The organism is Pseudomonas sp. FP1762, from assembly GCF_030687105.1.
GTDB classification, from domain to species: Bacteria; Pseudomonadota; Gammaproteobacteria; order Pseudomonadales; family Pseudomonadaceae; genus Aquipseudomonas; species Aquipseudomonas siliginis.
On sequence record NZ_CP117458.1, the window covers coordinates 4,175,373 to 4,198,812 of the forward strand.

21 protein-coding genes are annotated in these 23,440 nt (G+C 62.3%); 9 read left to right on the forward strand and 12 right to left on the reverse strand.

Annotated elements, in window-relative coordinates:
- The first annotated feature begins 3 nt into the window (after positions 1-3).
- The 3 genes from PSH90_RS18520 to greB are packed head-to-tail and all read left to right on the forward strand — an operon-like array spanning position 4 to position 3,723.
- Positions 4-687 carry an ABC transporter ATP-binding protein gene (locus PSH90_RS18520; RefSeq protein ID WP_016770883.1) on the forward strand — a complete coding sequence of 228 codons (684 nt, stop codon included), beginning with the start codon at positions 4-6 and terminating at the stop codon, positions 685-687.
- Positions 687-3,191 carry an ABC transporter permease gene (locus tag PSH90_RS18525; RefSeq protein WP_305381237.1) on the forward strand — a complete coding sequence of 835 codons (2,505 nt, stop codon included), beginning with the start codon at positions 687-689 and terminating at the stop codon, positions 3,189-3,191. The genes PSH90_RS18520 and PSH90_RS18525 overlap by 1 nt, the downstream gene beginning before the upstream one ends.
- Before the next feature lie 34 nt (positions 3,192-3,225).
- Positions 3,226-3,723, forward strand: a complete 498-nt coding sequence (gene greB, locus PSH90_RS18530) for a transcription elongation factor GreB (protein WP_071173132.1) — start codon at positions 3,226-3,228, stop codon at positions 3,721-3,723.
- Positions 3,724-3,729: 6 nt separating this feature from the next.
- Here the strand turns inward: greB and PSH90_RS18535 are convergent, their stop codons facing one another.
- The 3 genes from PSH90_RS18535 to PSH90_RS18545 all read right to left on the reverse strand — a co-directional run bounded on the left by PSH90_RS18535 (position 3,730) and on the right by PSH90_RS18545 (position 6,257).
- Positions 3,730-4,038: a hypothetical protein gene (locus PSH90_RS18535; protein WP_095182213.1), complete on the reverse strand. Its 309-nt coding sequence runs from the start codon at positions 4,036-4,038 to the stop codon at positions 3,730-3,732.
- Between the two features lie 249 nt (positions 4,039-4,287).
- Entirely contained in the window at positions 4,288-4,722 is a 435-nt protein-coding gene (locus tag PSH90_RS18540; protein ID WP_016770887.1) for a DoxX family protein, read from the reverse strand.
- A 113-nt stretch (positions 4,723-4,835) separates the two neighbouring features.
- Positions 4,836-6,257 carry a transglycosylase SLT domain-containing protein gene (locus PSH90_RS18545; protein WP_305381238.1) on the reverse strand — a complete coding sequence of 474 codons (1,422 nt, stop codon included), beginning with the start codon at positions 6,255-6,257 and terminating at the stop codon, positions 4,836-4,838.
- A gap of 234 nt (positions 6,258-6,491) precedes the next feature.
- Here PSH90_RS18545 and PSH90_RS18550 point away from each other — a divergent pair, with 234 nt between their 5' ends.
- From PSH90_RS18550 to PSH90_RS18560, 3 genes are all read left to right on the forward strand, one after another.
- A complete protein-coding gene (locus PSH90_RS18550; RefSeq protein ID WP_056788454.1) occupies positions 6,492-7,298 on the forward strand; it encodes a TatD family hydrolase in 807 nt (268 codons plus the stop codon).
- Between the two features lie 207 nt (positions 7,299-7,505).
- Positions 7,506-8,987, forward strand: coding sequence for a methyl-accepting chemotaxis protein (locus PSH90_RS18555; protein ID WP_305381239.1), 1,482 nt, complete (start codon positions 7,506-7,508; stop codon positions 8,985-8,987).
- Positions 8,988-9,190: 203 nt separating this feature from the next.
- The gene (locus tag PSH90_RS18560; protein WP_305381240.1) at positions 9,191-9,556 is read left to right on the forward strand and encodes an Mpo1-like protein; all 366 of its coding nucleotides are present in this window, start codon (positions 9,191-9,193) and stop codon (positions 9,554-9,556) included.
- A gap of 1 nt (position 9,557) precedes the next feature.
- On the opposite strand, the gene PSH90_RS18565 is transcribed toward PSH90_RS18560, so the two are convergent.
- The 3 genes from PSH90_RS18565 to PSH90_RS18575 form a co-directional block, all read right to left on the reverse strand.
- Positions 9,558-10,352, reverse strand: a complete 795-nt coding sequence (locus PSH90_RS18565) for an acyl-CoA thioesterase II (RefSeq protein ID WP_305381242.1) — start codon at positions 10,350-10,352, stop codon at positions 9,558-9,560.
- A gap of 234 nt (positions 10,353-10,586) precedes the next feature.
- Positions 10,587-11,348, reverse strand: coding sequence for a CHAD domain-containing protein (locus tag PSH90_RS18570; protein WP_305381243.1), 762 nt, complete (start codon positions 11,346-11,348; stop codon positions 10,587-10,589).
- Positions 11,349-11,452: 104 nt separating this feature from the next.
- Positions 11,453-11,731 carry a hypothetical protein gene (locus PSH90_RS18575; RefSeq protein WP_016770894.1) on the reverse strand — a complete coding sequence of 93 codons (279 nt, stop codon included), beginning with the start codon at positions 11,729-11,731 and terminating at the stop codon, positions 11,453-11,455.
- Between the two features lie 214 nt (positions 11,732-11,945).
- On the opposite strand from PSH90_RS18575, the gene PSH90_RS18580 reads away from it, so the two are divergent.
- Positions 11,946-12,983 (forward strand): patatin-like phospholipase family protein, encoded by a 1,038-nt coding sequence (locus tag PSH90_RS18580; RefSeq protein ID WP_305381244.1) that lies wholly within the window; start codon positions 11,946-11,948, stop codon positions 12,981-12,983.
- A 109-nt stretch (positions 12,984-13,092) separates the two neighbouring features.
- Here PSH90_RS18580 and PSH90_RS18585 read toward each other — a convergent pair whose 3' ends face one another.
- The 6 genes from PSH90_RS18585 to kdpF form a co-directional block, all read right to left on the reverse strand.
- Positions 13,093-13,788 carry a response regulator gene (locus PSH90_RS18585; RefSeq protein ID WP_016770895.1) on the reverse strand — a complete coding sequence of 232 codons (696 nt, stop codon included), beginning with the start codon at positions 13,786-13,788 and terminating at the stop codon, positions 13,093-13,095.
- 48 nt (positions 13,789-13,836) lie between these two features.
- Positions 13,837-16,488, reverse strand: coding sequence for a sensor histidine kinase KdpD (locus PSH90_RS18590; protein ID WP_305381245.1), 2,652 nt, complete (start codon positions 16,486-16,488; stop codon positions 13,837-13,839).
- A 145-nt stretch (positions 16,489-16,633) separates the two neighbouring features.
- Complete coding sequence (gene kdpC, locus PSH90_RS18595; protein ID WP_252876702.1) at positions 16,634-17,179, reverse strand: potassium-transporting ATPase subunit KdpC; 546 nt, start codon at positions 17,177-17,179, stop codon at positions 16,634-16,636.
- Positions 17,180-17,409: 230 nt separating this feature from the next.
- Positions 17,410-19,467, reverse strand: a complete 2,058-nt coding sequence (kdpB, locus tag PSH90_RS18600; RefSeq protein WP_122611496.1) for a potassium-transporting ATPase subunit KdpB — start codon at positions 19,465-19,467, stop codon at positions 17,410-17,412.
- Positions 19,468-19,477: 10 nt separating this feature from the next.
- Entirely contained in the window at positions 19,478-21,172 is a 1,695-nt protein-coding gene (kdpA, locus tag PSH90_RS18605; RefSeq protein ID WP_305381247.1) for a potassium-transporting ATPase subunit KdpA, read from the reverse strand.
- A gap of 8 nt (positions 21,173-21,180) precedes the next feature.
- Positions 21,181-21,270, reverse strand: a complete 90-nt coding sequence (gene kdpF, locus PSH90_RS18610; protein WP_007899818.1) for a K(+)-transporting ATPase subunit F — start codon at positions 21,268-21,270, stop codon at positions 21,181-21,183.
- A gap of 398 nt (positions 21,271-21,668) precedes the next feature.
- Here kdpF and eat point away from each other — a divergent pair, with 398 nt between their 5' ends.
- Positions 21,669-23,033 carry an ethanolamine permease gene (eat, locus tag PSH90_RS18615; RefSeq protein ID WP_016770900.1) on the forward strand — a complete coding sequence of 455 codons (1,365 nt, stop codon included), beginning with the start codon at positions 21,669-21,671 and terminating at the stop codon, positions 23,031-23,033.
- A gap of 129 nt (positions 23,034-23,162) precedes the next feature.
- Positions 23,163-23,330, forward strand: coding sequence for a DUF2897 family protein (locus tag PSH90_RS18620; protein ID WP_016770901.1), 168 nt, complete (start codon positions 23,163-23,165; stop codon positions 23,328-23,330).
- Positions 23,331-23,440 lie beyond the last annotated feature (110 nt).

Sequence of the window (23,440 nt, forward strand, 5' to 3'; positions counted from 1 at the left end):
TCCATGGGCGCAAGCATTCTCACCGCGAAGAACCTCAGCAAAGTGGTCCCTAGCGCGGAAGGTGAACTGACTATCCTGCACGAACTCAGCCTGGAACTGAACAAGGGCGACAGCCTGGCCATCGTCGGCGCGTCCGGTTCCGGCAAATCCACTCTGCTCGGCCTGCTCGCCGGCCTCGACCTGCCGAGCAGCGGCGAAGTCACCCTCGCCGGCCAGGGCCTGAGCAATCTCGACGAAGACCAGCGCGCGCGAATCCGCGCCGAGCATGTCGGGTTTGTCTTCCAGTCATTTCAGTTGCTCGACAGTCTCAATGCGCTGGAGAACGTCATGTTGCCGCTTGAACTCGATGGCCGCAAAGATGCCCGCGAGCGCGCTACGCAATTGCTTCAGCGCGTCGGCCTCGGCCAGCGCCTGACCCACTCGCCGCGCCAGCTCTCAGGTGGTGAACAGCAGCGCGTGGCCATCGCCCGCGCCTTCGCCGCCGAACCGGACGTGCTGTTCGCCGACGAGCCGACCGGCAACCTCGACAGCCACACCGGCGAGCGCATCAGCGACTTGCTGTTCGAATTGAACAAGGAACGCGGCACCACCCTGGTGCTGGTGACCCACGACGAACGCCTGGCCCATCGCTGCCGGCGCCTGATCCGTCTTGAAGCCGGGCTGCTGGTCGCCCCTCTGGAGCCTTGATGGCACGTCTGCCGCTGTTGCGTCTGTTCAGCCTTGCCCTGCGCCAGCTCATGCGCGATGCCCGCGCCGGAGAATTGCGCGTGTTGTTCTTCGCGCTGGTGGTGGCCGTCGCGGCGAGCACCGCGATCGGCTACTTCGGCGCCCGCCTCAATGGCGCAATGATGCTGCGCGCTACCGAGTTTCTCGGTGCCGATCTGGTCCTTGAAGGCAGCTCGCCGGCCCGCGAGGAGCAAATCCGCAGCGGCACCGAACTGCGCCTGAATCATGCGCAAGTGGTGGAGTTCTCCAGCGTCATCGCCACTGACAATGGCATTCAGTTATCCAGCATCAAAGCCGTCGACCGCGCGTATCCTTTGCGCGGCGAGCTGAAAAGCGCGCCCGCGCCATTTGCCAATGAAGAAGTCGGCGGCGAACCGCAACCCGGTGAAGCCTGGGTCGAGGCGCGTCTGCTGACCGCGCTGGATCTGAAGATCGGCGACAGCATCGACGTCGGCATGAAGACGCTCAAGCTGACCCGCGTGCTGACCTACGAGCCGGATCGCGCCGGCAACTTCTACAGCCTGACGCCACGGGTGTTGATCAATTTTGAGGACCTCGCCGCCACCGGCGTGGTGCAACCGGGCAGCCGGGTGAGTTATCGCGAACTGTGGCGCGGCGAACCGCAGGCGCTGGAAACTTATCGCGAGCTGATCAAACCGGGCCTCGCTGCAAACCAGCGAATCCAGGATGCCCGTGACGGTAACCGGCAGATTGGCGGTGCGCTGGGCAAGGCCGAGCGCTATCTGAACATGGCCAGTCTGGTCGCGGTGTTGTTGGCTGGCGTGGCCGTGGCGCTGTCGGCCAATCGTTTCGCCAGTCGGCGTTTCGACGCCAGTGCCTTGCTGCGCTGCCTCGGCTTGTCACGCCGGGAAACCATGGTGCTGTTCAGCCTGCAACTGACCGTGCTCGGCCTGATTGCCGCCATCAGTGGCGCCCTGCTCGGCTGGCTGGCGCAACTGGGGCTGTTCGCGTTGCTGCATGATTTGCTGCCAAGTGACGTACCGCCGGGCGGCCTGTTTCCGGCGATGGCCGGGATTGGCACCGGGCTGGTGGCGCTGGCCGGTTTTGCCCTGCCGCCTTTGGCTGCACTGGGTCGCGTGCCGCCGCTACGGGTGTTGCGCCGCGACATGCTGCCGATCCCCTCGAGCACATGGATGGTCTACGGCGCGGCGCTGGGTGCGCTGGGCCTGATCATGTGGCGTCTGAGCCTCGACCTGCTGCTGACCTTCGCCCTGCTTGGCGGTGGCGTAGTCGCCGCGCTGGTGCTGGGCGGCCTGCTGTTGTTGCTGCTGCAAAGCCTGCGCCGCATGCTGGCCCGCGCCTCGTTGCCATGGCGTCTGGGCCTTGGCCAGTTGTTGCGGCATCCATTGGCGGCGGCCGGGCAGTCGCTGGCGTTCGGTCTGATCCTGTTGTCGATGGCGCTGATCGCACTGCTGCGCGGCGAATTGCTCGACACCTGGCAGAACCAGCTACCGAAAAATGCGCCGAACTACTTCGCGCTGAATATCCTCCCGGCGGACAAACAGGCTTTCGCCGATCACCTGATCAAGGTGTCCGCGCAAGCGGCGCCGTTGTATCCGGTGGTGCCGGGTCGGTTGATCAGCATCAATGGCGAAGCGGTACAACAGATCGTCAGCAAGGACTCGGCCGGTGACCGCGCCATTCAGCGTGACCTGAGCCTGACCTGGGCGGCGGATCTGCCGGCCGGCAACAAGCTCACCGCCGGCTCGTGGTGGAGCGGCCAGCCGTCCGATGATGTGCCGGGGGTCTCGGTGGAAGGCAAGGTTGCCGAAAGCCTGAAACTCAAACTCGGCGATCACATGGTATTCAGCGTCGGCGGCGTCAATCGCGAAGCGAAGGTCACCAGCCTGCGCGAGATCAACTGGGACAACTTCCAGCCGAACTTCTTCATGATCTTCCAGCCCGGTACCTTGAAGGATCTGCCGGCGACTTACCTGACCAGTTTCTATCTGGCTCCGGGGCATGATCAGCAGATCGTCGAGTTGTCGCGGACCTTCCCGGCGGTGACCATCCTGCAGGTCGAAGCGTTGCTCGAACAGCTGCGTAGCATCCTCGCTCAGGTCACTCTGGCGGTGGAATATGTATTGTTGTTTGTTCTGGCTGCGGGGATGGCGGTGCTGTTCTCCGGCCTGCAAGCGACGCTGGATGAACGCATCCGCCAGGGTGCGCTGTTGCGCGCGCTGGGTGCCGAGCGGCAATTGCTGGTCAAGGCGCGGCGTATCGAATTCGGTCTGTTGGGTGCGGTCAGCGGTCTGCTCGCGGCGATCGGTTCGGAGGTGGTCAGTCTGGTGCTGTACCGCTTCGCCTTCGATCTGCCATGGCATCCGCATCCATGGCTGCTGGTGCTGCCGTTGATTGGCGCCGCGCTGATTGGTGGCGCCGGTGTGTTCGGCACGCGTCGCGCTCTGAATGCGAGCCCACTGACAGTGTTGCGCGAGGGTTGATAGACTCAAGCGGTCTTAATCACAAGAAGTCGCCATGAGCCGTTATCGCCCTCCCCGCACCGCCGGCACCGCGCTGATCACCCCCGAGGGTGAAGCGCGGATGCGCGCCGAATTCCATGAGTTGTGGCATGTGCGTCGCCCGCAGGTCACCCAAGCGGTGAGTGAAGCGGCGGCGCAGGGTGATCGTTCGGAAAACGCCGAATACACCTACGGCAAGAAGATGCTGCGCGAAATCGACAGTCGCGTGCGTTTTCTCACCAAACGCCTGGAAGCGCTCAAGGTAGTCAGCGAAAAACCCAGCGATCCAAACAAGGTGTATTTCGGCGCCTGGGTGACCATCGAAGACGAAGACGGCAAGCAGTCGCGCTACCGCATTGTCGGCCCCGATGAACTGGACCTCAAACAGGGTTTGATCAGCATCGACTCGCCGCTGGCCCGCGCGCTGATCGGCAAGGCACTCGACGCGGAAGTGCGGGTGCAAACGCCGACCGGCGAGCAGTTCGTTTACATCGTTGCGATTGAATACCCGTAAGACTGATCAGCGCCGAGTGATCAGGCCCTGCCGCGCTACGCGGGTCAGTTGCTTGATCATGTCCGGCGCATCTTCTGCGCTCGGCGCCTGAATCACCGCCAGATCGAAGCTGTCCGTAGCAAAACGCGCCAGCGACTCGCCGTCATCGACAAACTGGATCAGGAACGCGGCAGGACCGCCGCTGCGACGTGGCCAGCCATCGAGATAACGCAACAGCGTCGGCTGGTGTTTGCCGCCAAGAAGGATTTTCGGGTTGCGCTGGGTGACATGTGCCGTGATCGGCGCGGGACGTGCTGGAGGGCGTAGTGCGTTCATCGTGTCGTGTCTCTGCCTCAAAAGTCTGCATGGCAGGTGAGAGGCAACACCGAACCAGCGCTTTAGCGGTATTTCGAAGCCCTGTTCCGGCTTCTGACGGTAACTGTAGAAGTCACCTGGCGCCCCGCAAGTAGCTGTTTAAATCGGCGCATGGGCAACATCCTAGAGAACGTGACCGACCAGTGTCAAGAATCCCCCGCAACAAAAAAAGGCCCGCGCAATGCGGGCCTTTGCCTTGAGCCAGAGCCTTCAACCGGCGATGGCGCGATCCGCCGAGAGCTTGCCGGCGCCTTCGATCAGGACCGCAATGCTGCCGGCCAACAAAGCCAGGGCGAACTCGTAACCGTTGTTGGCCATGAACAGACCGTTACCGATGTGCACCGAGAAGATCGCCACCAGCGAGAGGAACGCCAGACCGAGTGCCGCCGGGCGTGCCAGCAGGCCGATGATCAGCGCCAGACCCGCAAAGAACTCGGTACCGCCGGCCAGCGAGGCCATCAGATAGCCGGGGGTCAGGCCGATGCTTTCCATCCATTGCGCAGTGCCGGCCAGGCCGTAACCACCGAACAGACCAAAGAGTTTCTGCGAACCGTGGGCGGCGAAGATCACGCCGACAGCAATGCGCAGGACAGTCAGGCCGTAACCGGCGCGGGTGAACAGAACCTTGTTGATCAGAGAGCTCATGGTGCATTCCTTGTTGTGCAGAAGTGTTTGTGTGTTTGGGTTGGTCTCTATATTAATCAGTTTATTTCATGTTTAAAGCGCAAAAATTTCGCCATAACAATCGAATTGTTAGATTATTTCCGTGTGACCACTTTCTGCTGCCGGGGCTCGAGCGACTCTCGCTCCCGGTCGAATGCCAAGTAATACTTGTTCACGCTATTAACATAGCTGACGGCGCCCATCCCCACCTGCTCCATGGCAATGCGCTCGACCTGGAAGAACCACTGGTTGGGATTGAGGCCACGGCGGCGGGCTTCCGCGCGCATGCCCTGCACGCGCTCGGGGCCGATGTTGTACGCGGCGAGGGTGAACGCCATGCGCTCACGCTCGTTGAGTTTCGGGCTGCTGAAGAACTTGCGGCGGATCATCGCCAGGTACTTGGCGCCGGCCTGCACATTCGCATCGAGATTCTGGATATTGTTCACGCCGACCCGTTGCGCGGCGGACGGAGTGATCTGCATCAGCCCGGTCGGGCCGCTGCCGCTGCGAGCGTTGGGCTGCAGACGCGATTCCTTGAACGCCAGCGCCGCCAGGTTAAGCCAGTCCATGTTCTGCGCATCGGCGTGCTTCTGCAGGGTTGGACGGAGTTTTTCCAGACGCTGGCGATCGGCCTTGGCCAGCGGATTGTGCACCTGATACAGGCGTCGATAGATGCGCAGGAAAGCGGCGTCTTCATCCGACGGTCTCTTGTAACCGGTGAGGAAGCGATCGATGCTCGCGCGCAACATCGACGCATCGCGGCGCACGAACCAATGTTCTTCGCCCGGCTCGCCGAGGCTCAGCTGCCGATCGAGACGCAGCTTCGGCAGGATTTTGCCCCAACGCTCGGCAATCGGTTGCTCGACAATGGTCAGGTGGAAAATCCCGCCCTGAACCATCTCCAGCACATCTTCGACCGCCAGCGTCGGATCGACCCACTCGATATTGATCGGCGCCAGTTTGTGCAGCGCCAGTTTCTGGTTGAGCTGGCTGACCACCTCCCCCGCCGCACTGCCGGTGGGCAAGGCCAGGGTCTTGCCGGACAGTTGCTCGACCTTGGTGTAACGGCGCTGGCCCTTGATGCCGACCAGCACCAGCGGCACGTTGCTGGCAATCGGCTCACTGCTGGCGACCGCGTAGCCCGATGGCAAGTCGAGCAATTCACCGGGCGCGACCATATCGCCTTCGCCGCGTTGCAAGGCGCCGAGCAATTGATCCTTGGCTTTGGGAATGATTTTGAGGGTGACTTCCTGGCCGTCACGAGCATGGCCATTGAGGTATTGCTCGAACGCGCGCAATCGGTGGTACTCGACACCGATGGCCTGGCCCTGGACCTCGCCGGAGCTGTTGCGGCTCTGATTGACCAACACCCGCAACACGCGGCTGCTGCGAATGTCCGAGAGGTCGCGAACCTTGCTCGCCGGCACGGCTTGCAGCGGCCCGGGCAGGCGCGCGACCGCCGTCATCGGCAGCAGCAACGCAGCACACAACAGCAGCAGAACCGAGGGACGATGCATCCACTCTCCGAAAAGAATACGGGGCGATTCGTCGCAAAAAAGACGACATCACCGACGAAAACAGAGCGCTTTGCGCGCTGATAAAGTGCGTGAGACTGGCACAGTGATGGCATTGTCGCCACCCCGGAGTCCCCCGCGGCCTCAACAGACAGCCATAAGTCTTTGTAGTTCTTGGCTTTTCTTATAAATCTACAGCTCTGATATGCTTTCCGGCCTTCGGCCCGAGGTAGCACCATGCAACTCATCGATATCGGCGTCAACCTGACCAACCCCAGTTTCGCCGACAAACACCAGGCTGTGCTCGACCGCGCCTACGCCGCCGGCGTCTGCCAACTGGTGCTGACCGGCACCAGCGTCGAGGGCAGCGAGCAGGCGCTGGAACTGTGCCAGCAACTGGATGAAAGCGGCCAACGGCTGTTCGCCACCGCCGGCATTCACCCCCATTCGGCCAGCGACTGGAACGCTGACAGCGCGCGTAGCCTGCGCAGTCTGTTGAACGAATCCAGCGTCGTCGCGGTGGGCGAATGCGGGCTGGATTTCAACCGCGACTTCTCCCCGCGCCCGCAACAGGAAAAGGTTCTCGAAGAACACCTGGCGCTGGCCGTCGAACTGCAATTGCCGGTGTTCCTGCATGAGCGCGATGCAAGCCAGCGCCTGCTGGAAATCCTCAAGGACTTCCGCGATCAACTGCCAGCGGCGGTGGTGCACTGCTTCACTGGCGAGCAAAAGGCCTTGTTCAGCTACCTCGATCTGGATCTGCACATCGGCATCACCGGCTGGATCTGCGACGAACGCCGGGGCACGCATCTGCATCCTCTGGTCAAAGAGATCAAAGCGGGACGGCTGATGCTGGAAAGCGACGCGCCGTATCTGCTGCCGCGCACGTTGCGGCCGAAGCCGAAAAACGGTCGCAACGAACCGGCGTATCTGACCGAAGTGTTGCGCGAAGTGGCGTTGCATCGCGGCGAGACCGAGGAAGCGCTGGCCGCGCATAGCACCGCATGTGCCCGGGCGTTTTTTAAACTCCCCATTCTCATCTGACTGCACACTTCCCCTGTGGGAGCGAGCCTGCTCGCGAAGGCGGTGGATCAGCTACAAATGGGCTGAAGGACGCAACGCTTTCGCGAGCAGGCTCGCTCCCACAATAGATCTCGGCATCTGTTGATTCATATCAAAACTCCCGAATCTGCATAGCGGCACAATAATGGCACCTTGCCAAAACTGTTTCCGCTATCAGAGAAGACCTCCATGGGTGCCTGGCTTAGCAACATCTCGCTGAAATACAAATTCTGGGCGGTCAACGCGGTCGCCTTTGTCACCACTCTGCTGCTGGTTTTGTACGCCGTACATCTCGAACAGCAGGCCCGCAGCCACGCCGCGCAGGCATCCGCACAAGCGCAGGCGCAGTTGCTCAAGGCCTGGCCGCTCGGGCAACCGTTGCCCAAGTCCGCCCAAGTGCTGACATTCAAGCGCAGTGAAGCGCCGCGTCTCAATGATCAACCGCTGCTGGAAATCACCGGCAGCAACGGCTGGAACGCCATCAATGAAATGCCGCTGTTTGGCGAGAATCCGTTGATCGGCGCCGAAGTGTTCAGCCGTGCCGACGGCGAGCAAGTGGCGGTCATCGCCTATGCCCCGAGCCTGAGCCAGGTGTTCAGCGAGCGTTTCGCCAACTATGCGCTGGCGGTATTCATCCTGATGCTGGCGATGCTCGGCGCCTCGCAACTGTTGATCCGCTTTCTGCTCAGCCAGCTCAACACGTTGAAAGACGTGATGCTGCACGTTGAAAAAACCGGCGACCTCTCCGCTCGCGTGCCGCTGGTGGGCAGGGACGAAGTCGGGCAGATGGCCAATGCCTTCAACGCCATGCAGGCCGGTTATCAACGCGTCGTGACCACCGTTGCCAGCACCGCGCGACAACTGGATGACGGTGCAGCGCGGCTGGCCTCGAGCATGAACGACGTGCGCCACGGCATGCTCGGCCAACAAAGCGAAACCGACCAGGCTGCCACCGCGATCAACGAAATGACCGCCACCGTTTATCACATCGCGCAACACGCCGGCGCCACACGCGATCTGTCGAAAACCGCCGATGGCCTCGCCGGCAGCGGTCAGCAGGTGGTGGCGCGGGTGCAGCAATCGATTGCCGGGTTGTCCAACGGCGTGCAGCAGACGGCAGAAATGATTCAACGCCTGGCCGAGGACAGCCAGAAGATCAACGGCGTGGTCAGCGTGATTCACAGCATTGCCGAACAGACCAATCTGCTCGCGCTGAATGCGGCGATCGAAGCGGCCCGCGCCGGGGAGATGGGTCGCGGCTTTGCCGTGGTCGCCGATGAAGTGCGCAATCTCGCCAAGCGCGTGCAGGCGTCGACCGACGAGATCACCGGCATGATCGCCGCGTTGCAGGCCGGCACCCGCGATGCGGTGGATTTCATGCAGGAGAGTTCGTACAAAGCCGACGACTGCGTGCAGCAGGCGCAGGAGGCTGGCGCGGCGCTGGCGGAAATCACCGGAGCGGTGGCGCAGATGCGCGAAAGCAACACGCAGATTGCCGTGGCGGCGGAACAGCAGAGTCAGGTTGCCGAGGAGATGAATCGCGCGGTGGTGAGTATTCGTGACGTGACCGAGAACACCGTGCAGCAGACGGTGGATTCGGCGACGACCAGTAATGAGCTGGCGGCGCTGGCCGGGGCGCTTAACAAGGCGATAGGCCAGTTGAAATTGTGAATCCGCTTTCGCGAGCAGGCTCGCTCCCACATGCGCCATAGAATCAATGTGGGAGCGAGCCTGCTCGCGAAGGCGTCAGAGGCACCTACATCGAATCCTGCGATGACGGCTATCACTTCAATAGCCAACCTTGATTCGCCGCCCTCCGCGCCCGGGCCTATTCTTCAACCATGAAGTTCAACATGGATCGAGGAGTAGCAAACATGGGCAAACGTCACCCCAACCTTCCCGCGTGGCAATGGCGCGCCTATCCGGGCAATCATCAGCATCCGACCAATCTGGTCCTGCACCTGATTGCCGTGCCGCTGTTTATCGTGGCGTTTCTGCTGATCGTGTCGGGGGTGTTCAGCCTGAGTCTGGCCAGCGTCGCCATCGGCGTGATCGGTATCATCGCGGCGCTGGGTCTGCAGCGCCACGGCCACGGCCTGGAGGCGCAGGCCTCCGAGCCGTTCAGTGATCGCAGAGATGCCGTGTCACGTTTGCTGGTAGAGCAATTTCTTACCTTTCCGCGGTTCTTTCTCAGCGGTGGCTGGTGGCGCGCCTGGCGTGAGCGCCACCGTCGGCCTTGAGTCAGGCGAAGATCGTCACGGTCTGCCGACTCATGGCAATCAACTCCCCTTTCGCACTCCACAACTTCGCGGCGACATGGCCGTAACCGTCGGCCGCGTATTCGATGTCGGCCAGGTATTGGCACCAGTCCAGCGTGCTCAAGTCGTGTAACGGCTGCACGAATTCGATGGTCCAGGTCAGCGTGCTACCCGGCGCCGGTTTCTTCAGATACGGCAACAGCGCCGGCGGCCAGGCATCCACCAGCGCCAGCAGATGCGCCTCGTTTACCGGCTCCTCTTTGACATCCCCACGCAACCGCACCCAGCCGCCCATCAAGCGCGACGCCGTGCCGGAGAACGGAATACCGCCGACGCTCCAGCGCATCGCCAGATGGCGCATGAATTCCGGGGTCACGCCTTTGATGTAGGGCAGCTCCTGGCATTCGTCCCAGTGTTTCATGGTCGGCGCCGGGTAGGCTTCGACGGCGACTTCCGAAGGCCGCGAGGCACCGAAGCTGCCCTGAATGATCGTCACCACTTGGCCATTTTGCATGGCGCGGCCCAACACCTGGCTGACCGCTTTGCCTTCACGCAGCACGTCGACTTCGAAACTCACCGGCACTTCCGACTCGACCGGGCCGACAAAGGTAATCGCCAGCGAACGCACCGGGCGCTCCGTCGGCACCCTGGCGCGCATGGCTTCAAATTGCAGCGCGGCCACCAGCCCGCCAAAACTGGCGCGGCCCTGCCCCCATTCGGCGGGGATGGTCACTTCAGGTTGTTGGCGGACAGCATCGAGCAGATCGCAAAAGCGCATGGCAACCTCGGAAGCGTGAAAGGAATGCGCGGATCTTACCGAGCCCCGGGCGGCGGCGCAGCGTCTATTCCGGTCAAATGGGCTGACAGATAGGCCTTGGCCCGATTCCTTCAAGCGACAAATCACCTTCTAGGAGCGAGCCTGCTCGCGAAAGCGGTCGATCAGTCGACAACGATTGCGACTGACACGGCCTCTTCGCGAGCAGGCTCGCTCCCACAGGGAACGGAGTCATCTTCAGGAATGTTTGAAACAGGTCACGCTGAGCTTTTCCAGCACTTGATCGGCCTTCAGCTCTGCCTTGATCAACCCCGCCTGCCAAGTCGCCACGCACGGTTGCAGATCGGCTTCCTGCTCGGCCCGGGCCAGCCATTGCCAGCAATCGTGCCAGTCGCCCAATGCGCCTTGCGCCGATTTCAGGCGTTTGTAAGCCGGTTTCGGCAAGCGATCGAGCTCGGGATAGGCTTCGATGCCATAGCGTACGCGCTTGATCAGCAGGCGCAGACGATGGCGGTCATGGGCGGGATCGTGCAGCGCTTCGTCGAGTTTCTGCCATTGTTTGCCCAGGCGTTTTTCGATGCGTTTATCCAGATCCTTGAGCAGCCCCTGACGCTGGGACGCGCGCAAAAATCGTGGAAAGGCGTCAAGAATCATCAGCAACGAAGCCACTTCCGCACTCGCCGCCAGCGCCGGATACGCTTCGGCCATTTGCGCCAGACGCCGCTGCGCAGCCTCGGGCTGATCATGCTCGAGCAGATACGCCGCGAGCACTTCGCGATCACGCCACGGTGTGGTCAACTCGCCCACCGCAGACGCCGCCGCCTCCAGTTGCTCGACACCCGGCAACCCGCGCAACGGCCGCAACAGGCTGCGCAGGCGCCGCACCGTAGTGCGCAAATCATGCAACGCCTCGGGATCAGTGCGCGCAGTCAAGCGCGCCTGACATGCCAGCAGCCGCACATCCAGGCTCAACACATGAGCCACCAAGCGATCGATCATGGGGGTCTACTCCGTAGGCAGCTGCAAGCTTCTAGCTACAAGCTTCAAGCTGAATGTGATTGCTTAAAAGCTTGCGGCTTGCAGCTAGAAACTTGCAGCTGCTGTTAACGTCCTGCGCGGGACTCGCGAATGTAGAAGCGGGCTTTTTCGGCTTTCTTGCTGCAGCCTTCGAAGCCTTCGAATTGTTGCTGGGTCTTGGCGGCGGTCAGCAGCGACAGCGCTTTGGAATAGCTGACGGTGCCGGCGAAGCCTTCAGCCTTGGCCAGGTCCAGTTCGTGCCAGGCCGCGTCGAGTTGGCTGCCGCAGCTGTCGCGGTACGCGGTTTTGCCGGCGCAACCGGCCAGAACCAGAGCCATCAACGGTACACAGATCCAGGCTTTCATCACTCACACCTCAAGGTAGGTCAACAGTCGTGCAGGTAAGACGGTCAAGCGGTGAAAAAGTGCCTCGCTGATCGGTCAAACCACGTGGCGCAGAGCATAGCGCGCAAGCGTGCGCCGCGAACGAAAAACGACGTCACCGCTTCGCGCAACGACCTTGGCGATTGAGCCGCTTGGCCGATGCGTGCATTGTGCAGGCTTGTCCGGAGGAAGTTTGATGAAAAAGCGTGTCGCACTGGTGCTGGGCTCCGGTGGCGCCCGGGGCTATGCCCATATCGGCGTTATCGAAGAAATTGAAAAACGCGGCTACGACATCGCCTGCATTGCCGGTTGTTCGATGGGCGCGGTGGTCGGCGGGATCTATGCCGCCGGCAAACTGGATGAATACCGGCGCTGGATCGAAAGCCTCGATTACCTCGACGTGCTGCGTCTGGTCGATGTGAGTTTCCGTCTCGGCGCGATTCGCGGCGAAAAGGTCTTCGGGCAGATTCGCAAGATCGTCGGCGAGATCAACATCGAAGACCTGCGCATTCCCTACACCGCCGTCGCCGCCGACCTGACCAATCAGCAGGAAATCTGGTTTCAGGAAGGCTGCCTGCATCAGGCCATGCGCGCCTCGGCGGCGATTCCCAGCCTGTTTACCCCGGTGATGCAGGGCAACCGCATGCTGGTCGACGGCGGCATTCTCAATCCGTTGCCGATCGTTCCGGTGGTGTCGAGCCATTGCGACCTGATCATCGCGGTCAACCTCAACGCCACCAATCAGCGCCAGTACAAGTTGCCGGTGATCGAGCGGCCGGCGGCGTTCCGTTCGCGCTTCGACAGTCTGATCAAATCCATGGGTTCGAAGTTGCCGTTCCGCCGTAAACAGGCCGAGCAATTGTTGAAGCTGGAACAGGAAGCCTTGCGCGCCGAGGCGGCGGAGATCAATCCGTGGCTTGAGGGCGTCGAGCCGGAAAGCCAGCAACCGGCCTCCGCCCCGGAACGCGAAGGCGCGCCGAAATCCGCCACCGGCTCGTTCATCATCGATAACGTCGGGCCGGCGTCGCTGCTGGATCTGATCAACCAGAGTTTCGAGGTGATGCAGACCTCACTGGCGCAGTACAAGATTGCCGGGTATCCGCCGGATATCCTGATCAACGTGCCGAAGCGGGTGTGCCGGTTTTTCGAGTTCTACAAAGCGCCGGAGTTGATCGCGCTGGGGCGGGAGATTGCCAGTGATACGCTGGATCGGTATGAGCAGGAGCAGGGTTGAACTGATGCGGATTTTTCGGAGTATTTGATGGCCTCTTCGCGAGCTGGCTCGCTCCCACATTTGAAATGCATTCCCCTGTGGGAGCGAGCCTGCTCGCGAAAGCGTCAGCTCAGCCAGCTTCACTCAACAACCGATACCCCACCCCCGCCTCAGTCACAATAAACCGTGGCCGGGTCGGGTCATCCGCCAGTTTCTGCCGCAGGTGCCCGACCACGATGCGCAGATAATGACTGTCCTCGGTGTGCGTCGGCCCCCAGATATCCTTGAGCAATTGCTGCTGGGTGATCACCCGCCCCGGATGCCGCGCCAGTTGCGCGAGCACCGCATATTCCTTGCGGGTCAGGGCGACTTCGGCGCCATCGAGCAGCACGCGCCGATAGGCCAGATCCACGGTCAGAGGGCCGAAACTCAGCGCCGCTGGCTGCGCCTCCCCCGCCGGTGCCTGGCGCAACAACGCGCGAACCCGGGCGAGAAATTCCTGAATGCCGAACGGTTTGGTCACGTAGTCGTTCGCGCCGCCATCCAGCGCTTCGACCTTCTGCCCTTCACTGGCGCGCACCGACAGCACCAGTACCGGCGTGGTCGCCCATTCGCGCAACTCGCGCAGGACCTGCTGACCGTCCATGTCCGGCAACCCGAGGTCGAGCACCACCAGGTCAGGTTTGCTCAGCGCGGCTTGTGCCAGGCCTTCAGCGCCAGTGCCGGCTTCGAGCACTTTGTAGCCTTGTGAAGCGAGGCTGATGCGCAGGAATTTGCGGATCTGCGGTTCGTCGTCGATGACCAAAATGGTCGCGGTCTGGCTCATGAATTCACATCAACACAATAGATTGGCAAGAGAGTAGCGCAGTCGACTTCAAGCTTCACCGTCCATCCCCGGTTGCGCCTGCAACGGCAGGTGCAAGGTGATGCAGGTGCCGCGCCCGTCGATGCCGTCAGCCACAGAAATACGCCCGCCGTGCGCGCCGACCATGCCCTGACAGATCGCCAGCCCCAACCCCGTGCCCTGCCCGCCGCGATCACCGCGCGCGGCGGTGTAGAACATGTCGAAAATCTTCGCTCGGTCCTCTTCAGGGATCCCCGGGCCTTCATCGCTGACCGAAAAGAAAATCTCCTGCTCATCGGCACCCGCGCGCAGTTGCAGGCGACCGTGGCTGGGCGAAAATCGCGCGGCGTTTTCCAGCACGTTAACCAGCGCCTGTTCGATCAGCGCCGCGTGCACATACAGCAGCGGCAACTCGGCCGGCACTTCGGTGCTGACCTGCAGCGGCGCCAGCACGGCGCGAAGGCGATTGAGCGAGCTGCCGACGATATCGGCCGGCGATACCCAGTCGCGCGCCAGCTTCAAGGCGCCGTGGCCGAGGCGGGTCATGTCGAGCAGGTTCTGGATGTAGCGGTCGAGGCGTTCGGCCTCATCGCGGGTGCCTTCGAGCAGCTCGCGGCGATCCTCCAGCGGGATCGCTTCGCCGAGGGCCAGCAGGCTGTCGATGCTGCCGCGCATGGCCGTCAGCGGCGTGCGCAAATCGTGGGACACCGAGGCCAGCAAGGCGCTGCGCAATTGTTCGGTTTCGCCGTGCAGACGCGCCGCTTCGAGGTCATCGGCCAATTGCGCACGAGCCAAGGCTTGCGCCAGCGGCTGACTTAGCGCAGTGAGCAAGCGCCGGCGCTGACCGCTCAAGCTCTGGCCTTCCTTGGCGCAAACACCAAGCAACGCCAGCGGCCCGTCCTCGACCGACAACGGCCACCACCACCAACGCCCCAGCGGCAAGGTGCCGGTGCCCTTGCCCGCCGGTTGATCGTGTTGCCAGGCCCAATCGGCGGCGGCGCGTTCGGCCTCGGTGAATTGCAGCGGCCCGCCGGTTTCGACTTTCCAGCCGCCCTGGCCGTCGCGGTTGAGCAAGCACAATTGCACATCGCTCCAGCCTTCGAGGTGTTGCGCGGCAGCGCTGATCACGGCTTGGCGATCCGTCGCGGCGGTGAGTTTGCGCGACAGGTCGAGCAGTTCGCTGGTCTCTTCCTGCGTATCGCGCAAGGCCTGCAACTGCCGCCGCTGACGCGCCGCGAGGTTGCCGGTGAGCGCCGCCATCAACAGGAAGAACAGCAGCGTCAGCACGTCTTCTTCGCGCTGAATGCTGAAGGAGAAATTCGGTGGAATGAACAGAAAATCGTAGGTCAGAAACGACAGCGCCGCACAGGCCAGCGCCGGGCCGAGGCTACTGCGCACCGCCACCAGCAACACCGCCGCGAGAAAAACCAGCGAGATGTTCGGCAGCGGCAACACACTCGACACCGCCCAGGCCAGGGCCGTGGCCAACAACGTCGCGATCAGCGCCAGCGCGTAGTCGAACCACACCAGCGTGACTGAATTGCGCGGGCGCGGTTGGCGCTGCTCGTGGTCACTGTCGAGCACGTTGATTTCCAGACCGTGCGCCTGACGCAGCAGGCGCGCCGCCAAGCCACCGCCGAACAGTCGACGGCGCAGACGTGGCCGCGACTGGCCGACCAGCAACAGACTGGCGCGGCGTTCGGCGGCGTGTTGAATCAGGGTTTTCGCCACTTCGCCGGCCCGCAACAGCACCACTTCGCCACCGAGGCGTTCGGCCAGTTGCTGGGCGCTTTGCAAACGCAAACGCGATTGCTCGTCACGGGCGCTGCCGTTGTCGACATGCACCAGACTCCACGGCAGATGCCGGCGCTGGGCGACGCGGCTGGCGTGACGCACCAGCCGTTCGGCCTGCGCATCGCCATCGATACCGACCAGCAAACGCCCGCGTACCGCCGGCGCGGCCTGCCCGAGTTGGCGATAGCCTTGGGCCAGATCGTTGTCGACCTGCGCGGCGGCGGTCTGCATCGCCAGTTCACGCAGGGCGGTAAGGTTGGTCTGGGTGAAAAACGCGTCGATCGCAGCGCGGGCCTGTTCCGGCACGTAGACCTTGCCTTCGCGCAGACGCTCGAGCAATTCACGCGGCGGCAGGTCGATCAGCAGCAGCTCGAAGGCTTCCTGCAGGACCCAGTCCGGCAGGGTTTCGCGCACCTGTACGCCGGTGATGCCGCGCACCTGATCGTTGAGGCTTTCCAGGTGCTGGACGTTGACCGTGGTGAACACGTCGATGCCGGCGGCGAGCAGTTCCTGAATGTCTTGCCAGCGCTTGGCGTGACGACTGCCGGGGGCGTTGCTGTGGGCCAGTTCATCGACCAGCACAAGCTTCGGCTTGGCGGCGAGAATGCCGTCGAGGTCCATTTCCTCAAGCAGCACGCCACGGTATTCGCTGCGCACCAACGGCTGCTGCGGCAGGCCACCGAGCAAGGCTTCGGTTTCGGCGCGGCCATGGGTTTCGACCACGCCGGCCAGGACCTTCACGCCCTGGCGCAGTTGCGTGTGGGCAGCCTGGAGCATGGCGTAGGTCTTGCCGACCCCGGGGGCGGCGCCGAGAAAAACCTTGAGCCGGCCACGGCCATCGCGGGGCAGGTCTGCTAACAGTGCGTCGGCGCGGCCGGAGTCGCTCATGCTTGATGTTCTCTCTTACGAATGATCGTTCCCACGCTCTGCGTGGGAATGCAGTCCGGGACGCTCTGCGTCCCATAAAAGCAGACGCAGAGCGTCTATTGATGCATTCCCACGCAGAGCGTGGGAACGATCGGTATCAACTGAATTACAGGTTTTGCAGTGCCAGATTCAGCTCCAGCACATTCACCACCGGCGGCCCAACCAGCGGCTGTTCGATGTGCTTATCGAGCAATTGCTGCACGGTCGACACCGGCAGATTGCGCGCTGCTGCGACACGCGCCAGTTGATAGGCAATTGCCGCCGGTGGCAAGTGCGGATCGAGGCCGCTGGCGGAGGTGGTCAGCAAGGCCAATGGCACCGGCCCCTGCCCAGCGACTTGTTGTTTTTGCGCGTCTTCGATTACGCGGGTCGCCAGGGCCGGATTGCTCGGCGCGAGGTTGCTGGCGCCGCTGGCGACCGTGGCAAAAGCCCCGGCGGACGGGCGCGGGTGGAACCAGTTGTCGCCGCTGAAATCCTGCGCAATCAGCGCCGAGCCGCGGACTTTGCCGTCGGCGTCGTGGATCAGGCTGCCATTGGCCTGATCCGGGAAAGCGACCTGGGCAATGCCGGTGACCGCGAGTGGATAGGCGACGCCGGTGATCAGGGTCATCAGCGCCAACAGGGTCAGGGCCGGGCGTATCATTGTGGACATTTCAAGATCCTCGAATTCGTTGGACAAACTTTTGCCGGGTGTCAGGGAGATCTTTTCCCCCTCACCCCAGCCCTCTCCCCCAAGGGGGCGAGGGAGAAAGGGAGCCGATCTTCATGCTGTTCAAGACCTGAGTTCGGCTCGGAATTTCAGGTCGGCGAACCTCGCACAAACACCTCGGTCAGCCCCCTCTCCCCCCGGGAGAGGGCTAGGGTGAGGGGCTCTTTTCAGCCTCACACCAGATGCAACGCCGTAAGCAGCATGTCGATCACCTTGATCCCCACGAACGGCACGACAATCCCGCCGACGCCATAGATCAGCAGATTGCGCCGCAGCAACGCCGCCGCACTCGCTGCTTGCACACGGACGCCGCGCAATGCCAGTGGAATCAGCACAACGATGATCAGCGCGTTGAACACAATGGCCGAGAGAATCGCGCTCTGCGGACTGCTCAGATGCATGATGTTCAGCACGCCCAACTGCGGGTAAATCGAGGCGAACAGCGCCGGCAGAATCGCGAAGTATTTGGCGATGTCGTTGGCGATGGAAAAGGTCGTCAGCGCGCCACGGGTCACCAGCAATTCCTTGCCGATCTGCACCACGTCGAGCAGCTTGGTCGGGTCGCTGTCCAGGTCGACCATGTTCGCCGCTTCACGTGCTGCTTGTGTGCCATCGTTCATCGCCATGCCGACGTCGGCCTGGGCCAGCGCCGGGGCGTCGTTGGCGCCGTCGCCGCACATGGCAACCAGGCGACCGTCGTTCTGCTCGTGACGGATGCGCGCGAGTTTCTTCTCCGGCGTGGCTTCGGCAAGCACATCATCGACGCCGGCTTCAGCGGCGATCGCAGCAGCGGTCAGCGGGTTGTCGCCGGTGACCATCACCGTACGAATTCCCAGTTTGCGCAACTCGGCAAAACGCTCGCGGATGCCTGGTTTGACCACGTCCTTGAGATGGATCGCGCCAAGCAACTTACCGTCTGCACAGACCAGCAACGGCGTGCCACCGCTCTGCGCAATCTTGTCGATTTCCCGCGCCAGCGCCGGGGCCAGATCGCTACGTTGTTGACCGAGAAACGCCAGCAGCGAATCCACCGCCCCTTTGCGATACACGCGGCCCTGATAATCGACGCCAGACAAGCGGGTTTCCGCGCTGAACGGCACGGCGGTCAGGGTTTCCGGGGCCGGCTCCGGTTGCGGATGCAGGCCACGGAGGAACTCGACGATCGATTTGCCCTCAGCGGTTTCATCGGCCAGCGAGGCAAACAACGCGCCTTCGGCCAGCTCACGGCCGGTCACACCCGGCGCGGCATACACCGCGCTGCAACGACGGTTGCCGAAGGTGATGGTGCCGGTCTTGTCGAGCAACAGTACATGCACGTCACCCGCCGCTTCCACCGCGCGGCCGGATTTGGCGATGACGTTGAGGCGTACCAGCCGATCCATCCCGGCGATACCGATGGCCGACAGCAGACCGCCGATGGTGGTCGGGATCAGCGTGACCAATAACGCCACGAGGAACACCAGCGGCAGGCTGCCATTGGCAAAGTGCGCGAACGGTTGCAGGGTGACGACCACCAGCAGAAAGATCAGGGTCAGGCCGATCAGCAGGATATCCAGCGCGACTTCGTTCGGGGTCTTCTGACGCTTGGCGCCTTCGACCAGGGCGATCATGCGGTCGAGGGTCGATTCACCAGGGTTGGTGGTGATCTTCACCAGCAGCCAGTCAGACACCAGCCGCGTGTTGCCGGTGACGGCGGAACGGTCGCCGCCGGACTCGCGGATCACCGGCGCCGATTCGCCAGTGATCGCCGCTTCGTTGACCGCCGCAATACCTTCGATGACTTCGCCGTCACCGGGGATCATCTCCCCGGCTTCGACTCGCACCACGTCGCCCTTGCGCAGATTGGCAGCCGGCACGATCTTGAAGCTGCCATCGGCTTGGCGGCAGCGGGCGCTGAGGCCTTCGCTGCCGGCCTTGAGGCTGTCGGCGCGGGCCTTGCCACGACCTTCGGCCAAGGCTTCGGCGAAGTTGGCGAACAGCACGGTGAACCACAGCCACAGGGCGATTTGCGCGGCGACGAAGGTTGGCACATCAGCGTCCGGAAGGAAGCACAGCACGGTGGTGAAAATCGCCGTCAGTTCGACCACCAGCATCACTGGCGAACGCGCCAATTGCCGAGGGTCGAGCTTGACGAAGGCTTGCACCAGCGCCGGACGCCACAGGGCCGAGATCGCGGTTTTGGCTTGTTCCGGCGCTTTGACGGCGGCGGGTTTGATTGCAGGCATATTCATGATGGATTCCTTAGAAGCCCATACTTAAATGTTCGGCGATAGGACCGAGCGCCAGCGTCGGCAAGAACGTCAGGCCGCCCACCAGTAGAATGGTCACGGTCAACAGGGTCACGAACAGCGGGCCGTGAGTCGGAAAGCTGTTCTGGCCGACCGGTGCGCTTTTCTTCATCGCCAGGCTACCGGCCAGTGCCAGCACCGGCAGGATGTAGCCGAAGCGACCGATCAACATGCCCAGACCGAGCATCAGGTTGTGGAACGGCGTGTTCGCGCTCAGGCCACCGAATGCCGAACCGTTGTTGGCGCTCGCCGAGGTGTAGGCATAGAGCAACTGACTGAAACCGTGCGCGCCGGGGTTGCTGATGGTTGCCGCAGCGCTGGGAACCGTGGCGGCAATGGCGCCGAGCACCAGCACGCCGACGGGCATCACCAGCAGCGTCACCACCAGCAATTGCACTTCGCGGGCCTGGAGTTTCTTGCCGAGGTATTCCGGCGTACGACCGATCATCAGACCGGCGAGGAACACCGCGATCAGCACGTTGAGCAACATGCCGTAGAGCCCGGCACCGACACCGCCGAAGATCACTTCGCCGACCATCATGTTGACCAGCGCGACCATGCCGCTCAGCGGGTTGAGGCTATCGTGCATGCCGTTCACCGAGCCGTTCGACGCCGCCGTGGTAGTCACCGACCACAGCACCGTCGCGGTAGTACCGAAGCGCGCTTCCTTGCCTTCCAGCGGCGCGGTCTGCTCGACGGCGGCATTGTTCAGGGTCGGATTCGGCTGATACTCGGCCCACAACGACGTCGCACCGCCGATCAGGAACAACGCCAGCATGCAGGCGATGATCGCGCGGCTCTGACGCAGGTCCTTGACGTAGTGGCCGAAGGTGAACACCAGCGCCACCGGGATCAGAATGATCGAGGCGACTTCGAACAGGTTGCTCCACGCGGTCGGGTTCTCGAACGGATGCGCCGAGTTGACCCCGAAGAAACCGCCACCGTTGGTGCCCAGCTGCTTGATCGCAATCTGGCTGGCCGCCGGGCCGAGCGGAATTACCTGATCAACACCCTGCAGCGTCACGGCATTTACATACTGAGCGAAAGTTTGCGGTACGCCCTGCCAGACCAGATACAGCGCCAGCAGCAGGCACAGCGGCAGCAGGCCATAGAGGGTGGCGCGGGTCATGTCGACCCAGAAGTTGCCGAGGGTCTGCGCTGATTTACGGCCGATGCCACGGCACAGCGCGACCAGCACGGCGAGGCCGGTAGCGGCGCTGACGAAGTTCTGCACGGTGAGACCGACCATCTGGCTCAGGTAGCTGAGGGTCGCTTCGCCGCTGTAGGACTGCCAGTTGGTATTGGTCATGAAACTGACCGCAGTGTTGAACGCCTGGGTCCATTCCTGGCCTGGCAGATTTTGCGGGTTCAGCGGCAGGTGATCCTGGAACAGCAGAATCGCAAACAGCAGCAGGAAACCGGCAAGGTTGAACGCCAGCAGCGCCAGCGTGTACTTCTGCCAGCTCTGCTCCGCCTGCGCATCGACCCCGGCAAGACGATAGCAACCGCGCTCGACCGGGCCGAGAATCGGCGTCAGCCAGGTGCGCTGGCCCTCCATCACCTTGTAATAGAAGCGCCCAAGGAACGGCGCCGGCAGCAGGACCAGCGCAAAAAACCCGAGGATCAGCCAATAGTCATAACTGTGCATAGCCGCTCCTAGTTCCGGTCCGCGCGCAACAGCGCAACCAACAGATAAATGAACAGCCCCACTGCCAACAGCAGTGACACCCCGTCCAGAACGCTCATGGAAGATCTCCGTGTAACGGCGTATTGCCGTGTGTGCAGCGATTGTCGGGAAGGAGGCTGTAAAGGAACGAGAGCGAGGCCCGGCGTGGGTCATAAAGAAAGCGTAAAGAGTGGGTTTATGCGGGCTTTACGGCTGAGTTTCGTGGTGTTTGGGCTGCGCCTTCGCGAGCAGGCTCGCTCCCACCGGGGCAACGCATTTCAAAATGTGGGAGCGAGCCTGCTCGCGAAGACGGCATCACCGACAACATCGCACCCAACTGGCGCACAAAAAGCAGCTATCCCCACCCGGACATCCCCCCTGCGACAGCTTTGAACTCATTACGACTTGTTTCACGATAGTGGCACGCCCACTGCACACGCCCTCCCTTGAGCTTTCCAACCATTGCGGGAGCAAGCGCATGAACACACAACTCAAACCCACGCTGGGCACGTTGCACCTGTGGGGTATTGCCGTGGGGCTGGTGATTTCCGGGGAATATTTCGGCTGGAGTTACGGCTGGGGCGTGGCCGGTACGCTGGGTTTTCTGGTGACCTCATTCATGGTCGCGACCATGTACACCTGCTTCATCTTCAGTTTCACCGAACTGACCACCGCGATTCCCCATGCCGGCGGGCCGTTTGCCTACAGCCGCCGCGCGTTTGGCGAAAAAGGCGGATTGATCGCCGGACTGGCCACACTGATCGAATTCGTCTTCGCCCCGCCAGCGATTGCCTTGGCGATTGGCGCGTATCTCAATGTGCAATTTCCGGCACTCGACCCGAAACACGCGGCGGTCGGGGCGTACATCGTGTTCATGGGCCTGAACATTCTCGGGGTGAAACTGGCCGCGACGTTCGAGCTGATCGTCTGCGTGCTGGCGGTGGCTGAGTTGCTGGTGTTCATGGGCGTGGTCGCGCCGGCGTTCAGCTTCAGCAACTTCGCGCTGAATGGTTGGGCCGGTTCCGACGTCTTCGGCGCGCCGGCAATTGCCGGGATGTTCGCGGCAATTCCATTTGCAATCTGGTTCTTCCTCGCCATCGAAGGCGCCGCCATGGCCGCCGAGGAAGCCAAGGACCCGAAACGCACGATCCCAAAAGCCTACATAAGCGGCATCCTGACGCTGGTGCTGCTGGCAATGGGCGTGATGTTCTTCGCTGGCGGCGTCGGCGACTGGCGCACCTTGTCCAACATCAACGACCCACTGCCGCAGGCGATGAAAACCGTGGTCGGCGACAACTCCGGCTGGCTGCACATGCTGGTCTGGATCGGCCTGTTCGGCCTGGTCGCCAGTTTCCACGGCATCATCCTTGGTTATTCGCGGCAATTCTTCGCCCTCGCCCGCGCCGGTTACCTGCCCGCCTCATTGGCAAAACTGTCGCGCTTCCAGACCCCGCACCGCGCAATCATCGCTGGCGGCCTTATCGGCATCGCGGCGATCTACAGCGACGGACTGATCAACCTCGGCGGCATGACACTCACCGCCGCGATGATCACCATGGCCGTGTTCGGCGCCATCGTGATGTACATCATGAGCATGCTCAGCCTGTTCAAACTGCGTAAATCGGAACCGAATCTGGAGCGTACTTTCCGCGCGCCGTGCTATCCGCTGGTTCCGCTGATCGCGCTGGTGCTGGCGGTGGTGTGCCTGGTGGCGATGGCGTGGTTCAACACGCTGATCGGGCTGATTTTCCTCGGCTTCATGGCGGTGGGGTTCTGCTACTTCATGCTGACTGGACAACTGCGCGCCGATGCGCCGGCGGATGCGATGTTGACCGGTCTGTAACACGATTCGGGTGTGCCGGGCATAAGCGGCCTAGAATGGAACCACCGCGAAGTCGTTTCGCTCAAAGGTGGTATGCAGCATTGCACGGCGAAGTCCTCGCCCGTCGAGCTGCCATTAAGGAGAGCCGTTATGCCCTGGTATGCCTGGTTGATTCTGGTCGTTGCGATCGGCTCGATTGTCGGCGGATTGATGATGTTGCGCGACACCGCCAACAAGGTCGAACTGACCGATGAAGAACGCAAGCGCGTCGCACAGCGCAATGCCGAAGCGGATGCCAAGGATGCACAAGACCGCTGATACCAACCCCGCCGCAATGGCGGGGTTGGTTTTTTCAGCACAATCGGACGTACCCGCAGGCTGTTTAGATTTTAGAAGTACAGTCACCATTTAATCTTCCGTGGTTAAGA

Coding starts and splice junctions, on each gene's coding strand:
- PSH90_RS18555 (WP_305381239.1), top strand. CDS start 7,506: ATGGGTGCCTGGCTTAGCAACATCTCGCTGAAATACAAATTCTGGGCG.
- PSH90_RS18550 (WP_056788454.1), top strand. CDS start 6,492: ATGCAACTCATCGATATCGGCGTCAACCTGACCAACCCCAGTTTCGCC.
- kdpA (WP_305381247.1), bottom strand. CDS start 21,172: ATGCACAGTTATGACTATTGGCTGATCCTCGGGTTTTTTGCGCTGGTC.
- kdpB (WP_122611496.1), bottom strand. CDS start 19,467: ATGAATATGCCTGCAATCAAACCCGCCGCCGTCAAAGCGCCGGAACAA.
- kdpC (WP_252876702.1), bottom strand. CDS start 17,179: ATGTCCACAATGATACGCCCGGCCCTGACCCTGTTGGCGCTGATGACC.
- PSH90_RS18520 (WP_016770883.1), top strand. CDS start 4: ATGGGCGCAAGCATTCTCACCGCGAAGAACCTCAGCAAAGTGGTCCCT.
- PSH90_RS18585 (WP_016770895.1), bottom strand. CDS start 13,788: ATGAGCCAGACCGCGACCATTTTGGTCATCGACGACGAACCGCAGATC.
- PSH90_RS18580 (WP_305381244.1), top strand. CDS start 11,946: ATGAAAAAGCGTGTCGCACTGGTGCTGGGCTCCGGTGGCGCCCGGGGC.
- PSH90_RS18620 (WP_016770901.1), top strand. CDS start 23,163: ATGCCCTGGTATGCCTGGTTGATTCTGGTCGTTGCGATCGGCTCGATT.
- eat (WP_016770900.1), top strand. CDS start 21,669: ATGAACACACAACTCAAACCCACGCTGGGCACGTTGCACCTGTGGGGT.
- greB (WP_071173132.1), top strand. CDS start 3,226: ATGAGCCGTTATCGCCCTCCCCGCACCGCCGGCACCGCGCTGATCACC.
- PSH90_RS18560 (WP_305381240.1), top strand. CDS start 9,191: ATGGGCAAACGTCACCCCAACCTTCCCGCGTGGCAATGGCGCGCCTAT.
- PSH90_RS18540 (WP_016770887.1), bottom strand. CDS start 4,722: ATGAGCTCTCTGATCAACAAGGTTCTGTTCACCCGCGCCGGTTACGGC.
- PSH90_RS18535 (WP_095182213.1), bottom strand. CDS start 4,038: ATGAACGCACTACGCCCTCCAGCACGTCCCGCGCCGATCACGGCACAT.
- PSH90_RS18525 (WP_305381237.1), top strand. CDS start 687: ATGGCACGTCTGCCGCTGTTGCGTCTGTTCAGCCTTGCCCTGCGCCAG.
- kdpF (WP_007899818.1), bottom strand. CDS start 21,270: ATGAGCGTTCTGGACGGGGTGTCACTGCTGTTGGCAGTGGGGCTGTTC.
- PSH90_RS18565 (WP_305381242.1), bottom strand. CDS start 10,352: ATGCGCTTTTGCGATCTGCTCGATGCTGTCCGCCAACAACCTGAAGTG.
- PSH90_RS18575 (WP_016770894.1), bottom strand. CDS start 11,731: ATGAAAGCCTGGATCTGTGTACCGTTGATGGCTCTGGTTCTGGCCGGT.
- PSH90_RS18545 (WP_305381238.1), bottom strand. CDS start 6,257: ATGCATCGTCCCTCGGTTCTGCTGCTGTTGTGTGCTGCGTTGCTGCTG.
- PSH90_RS18570 (WP_305381243.1), bottom strand. CDS start 11,348: ATGATCGATCGCTTGGTGGCTCATGTGTTGAGCCTGGATGTGCGGCTG.
- PSH90_RS18590 (WP_305381245.1), bottom strand. CDS start 16,488: ATGAGCGACTCCGGCCGCGCCGACGCACTGTTAGCAGACCTGCCCCGC.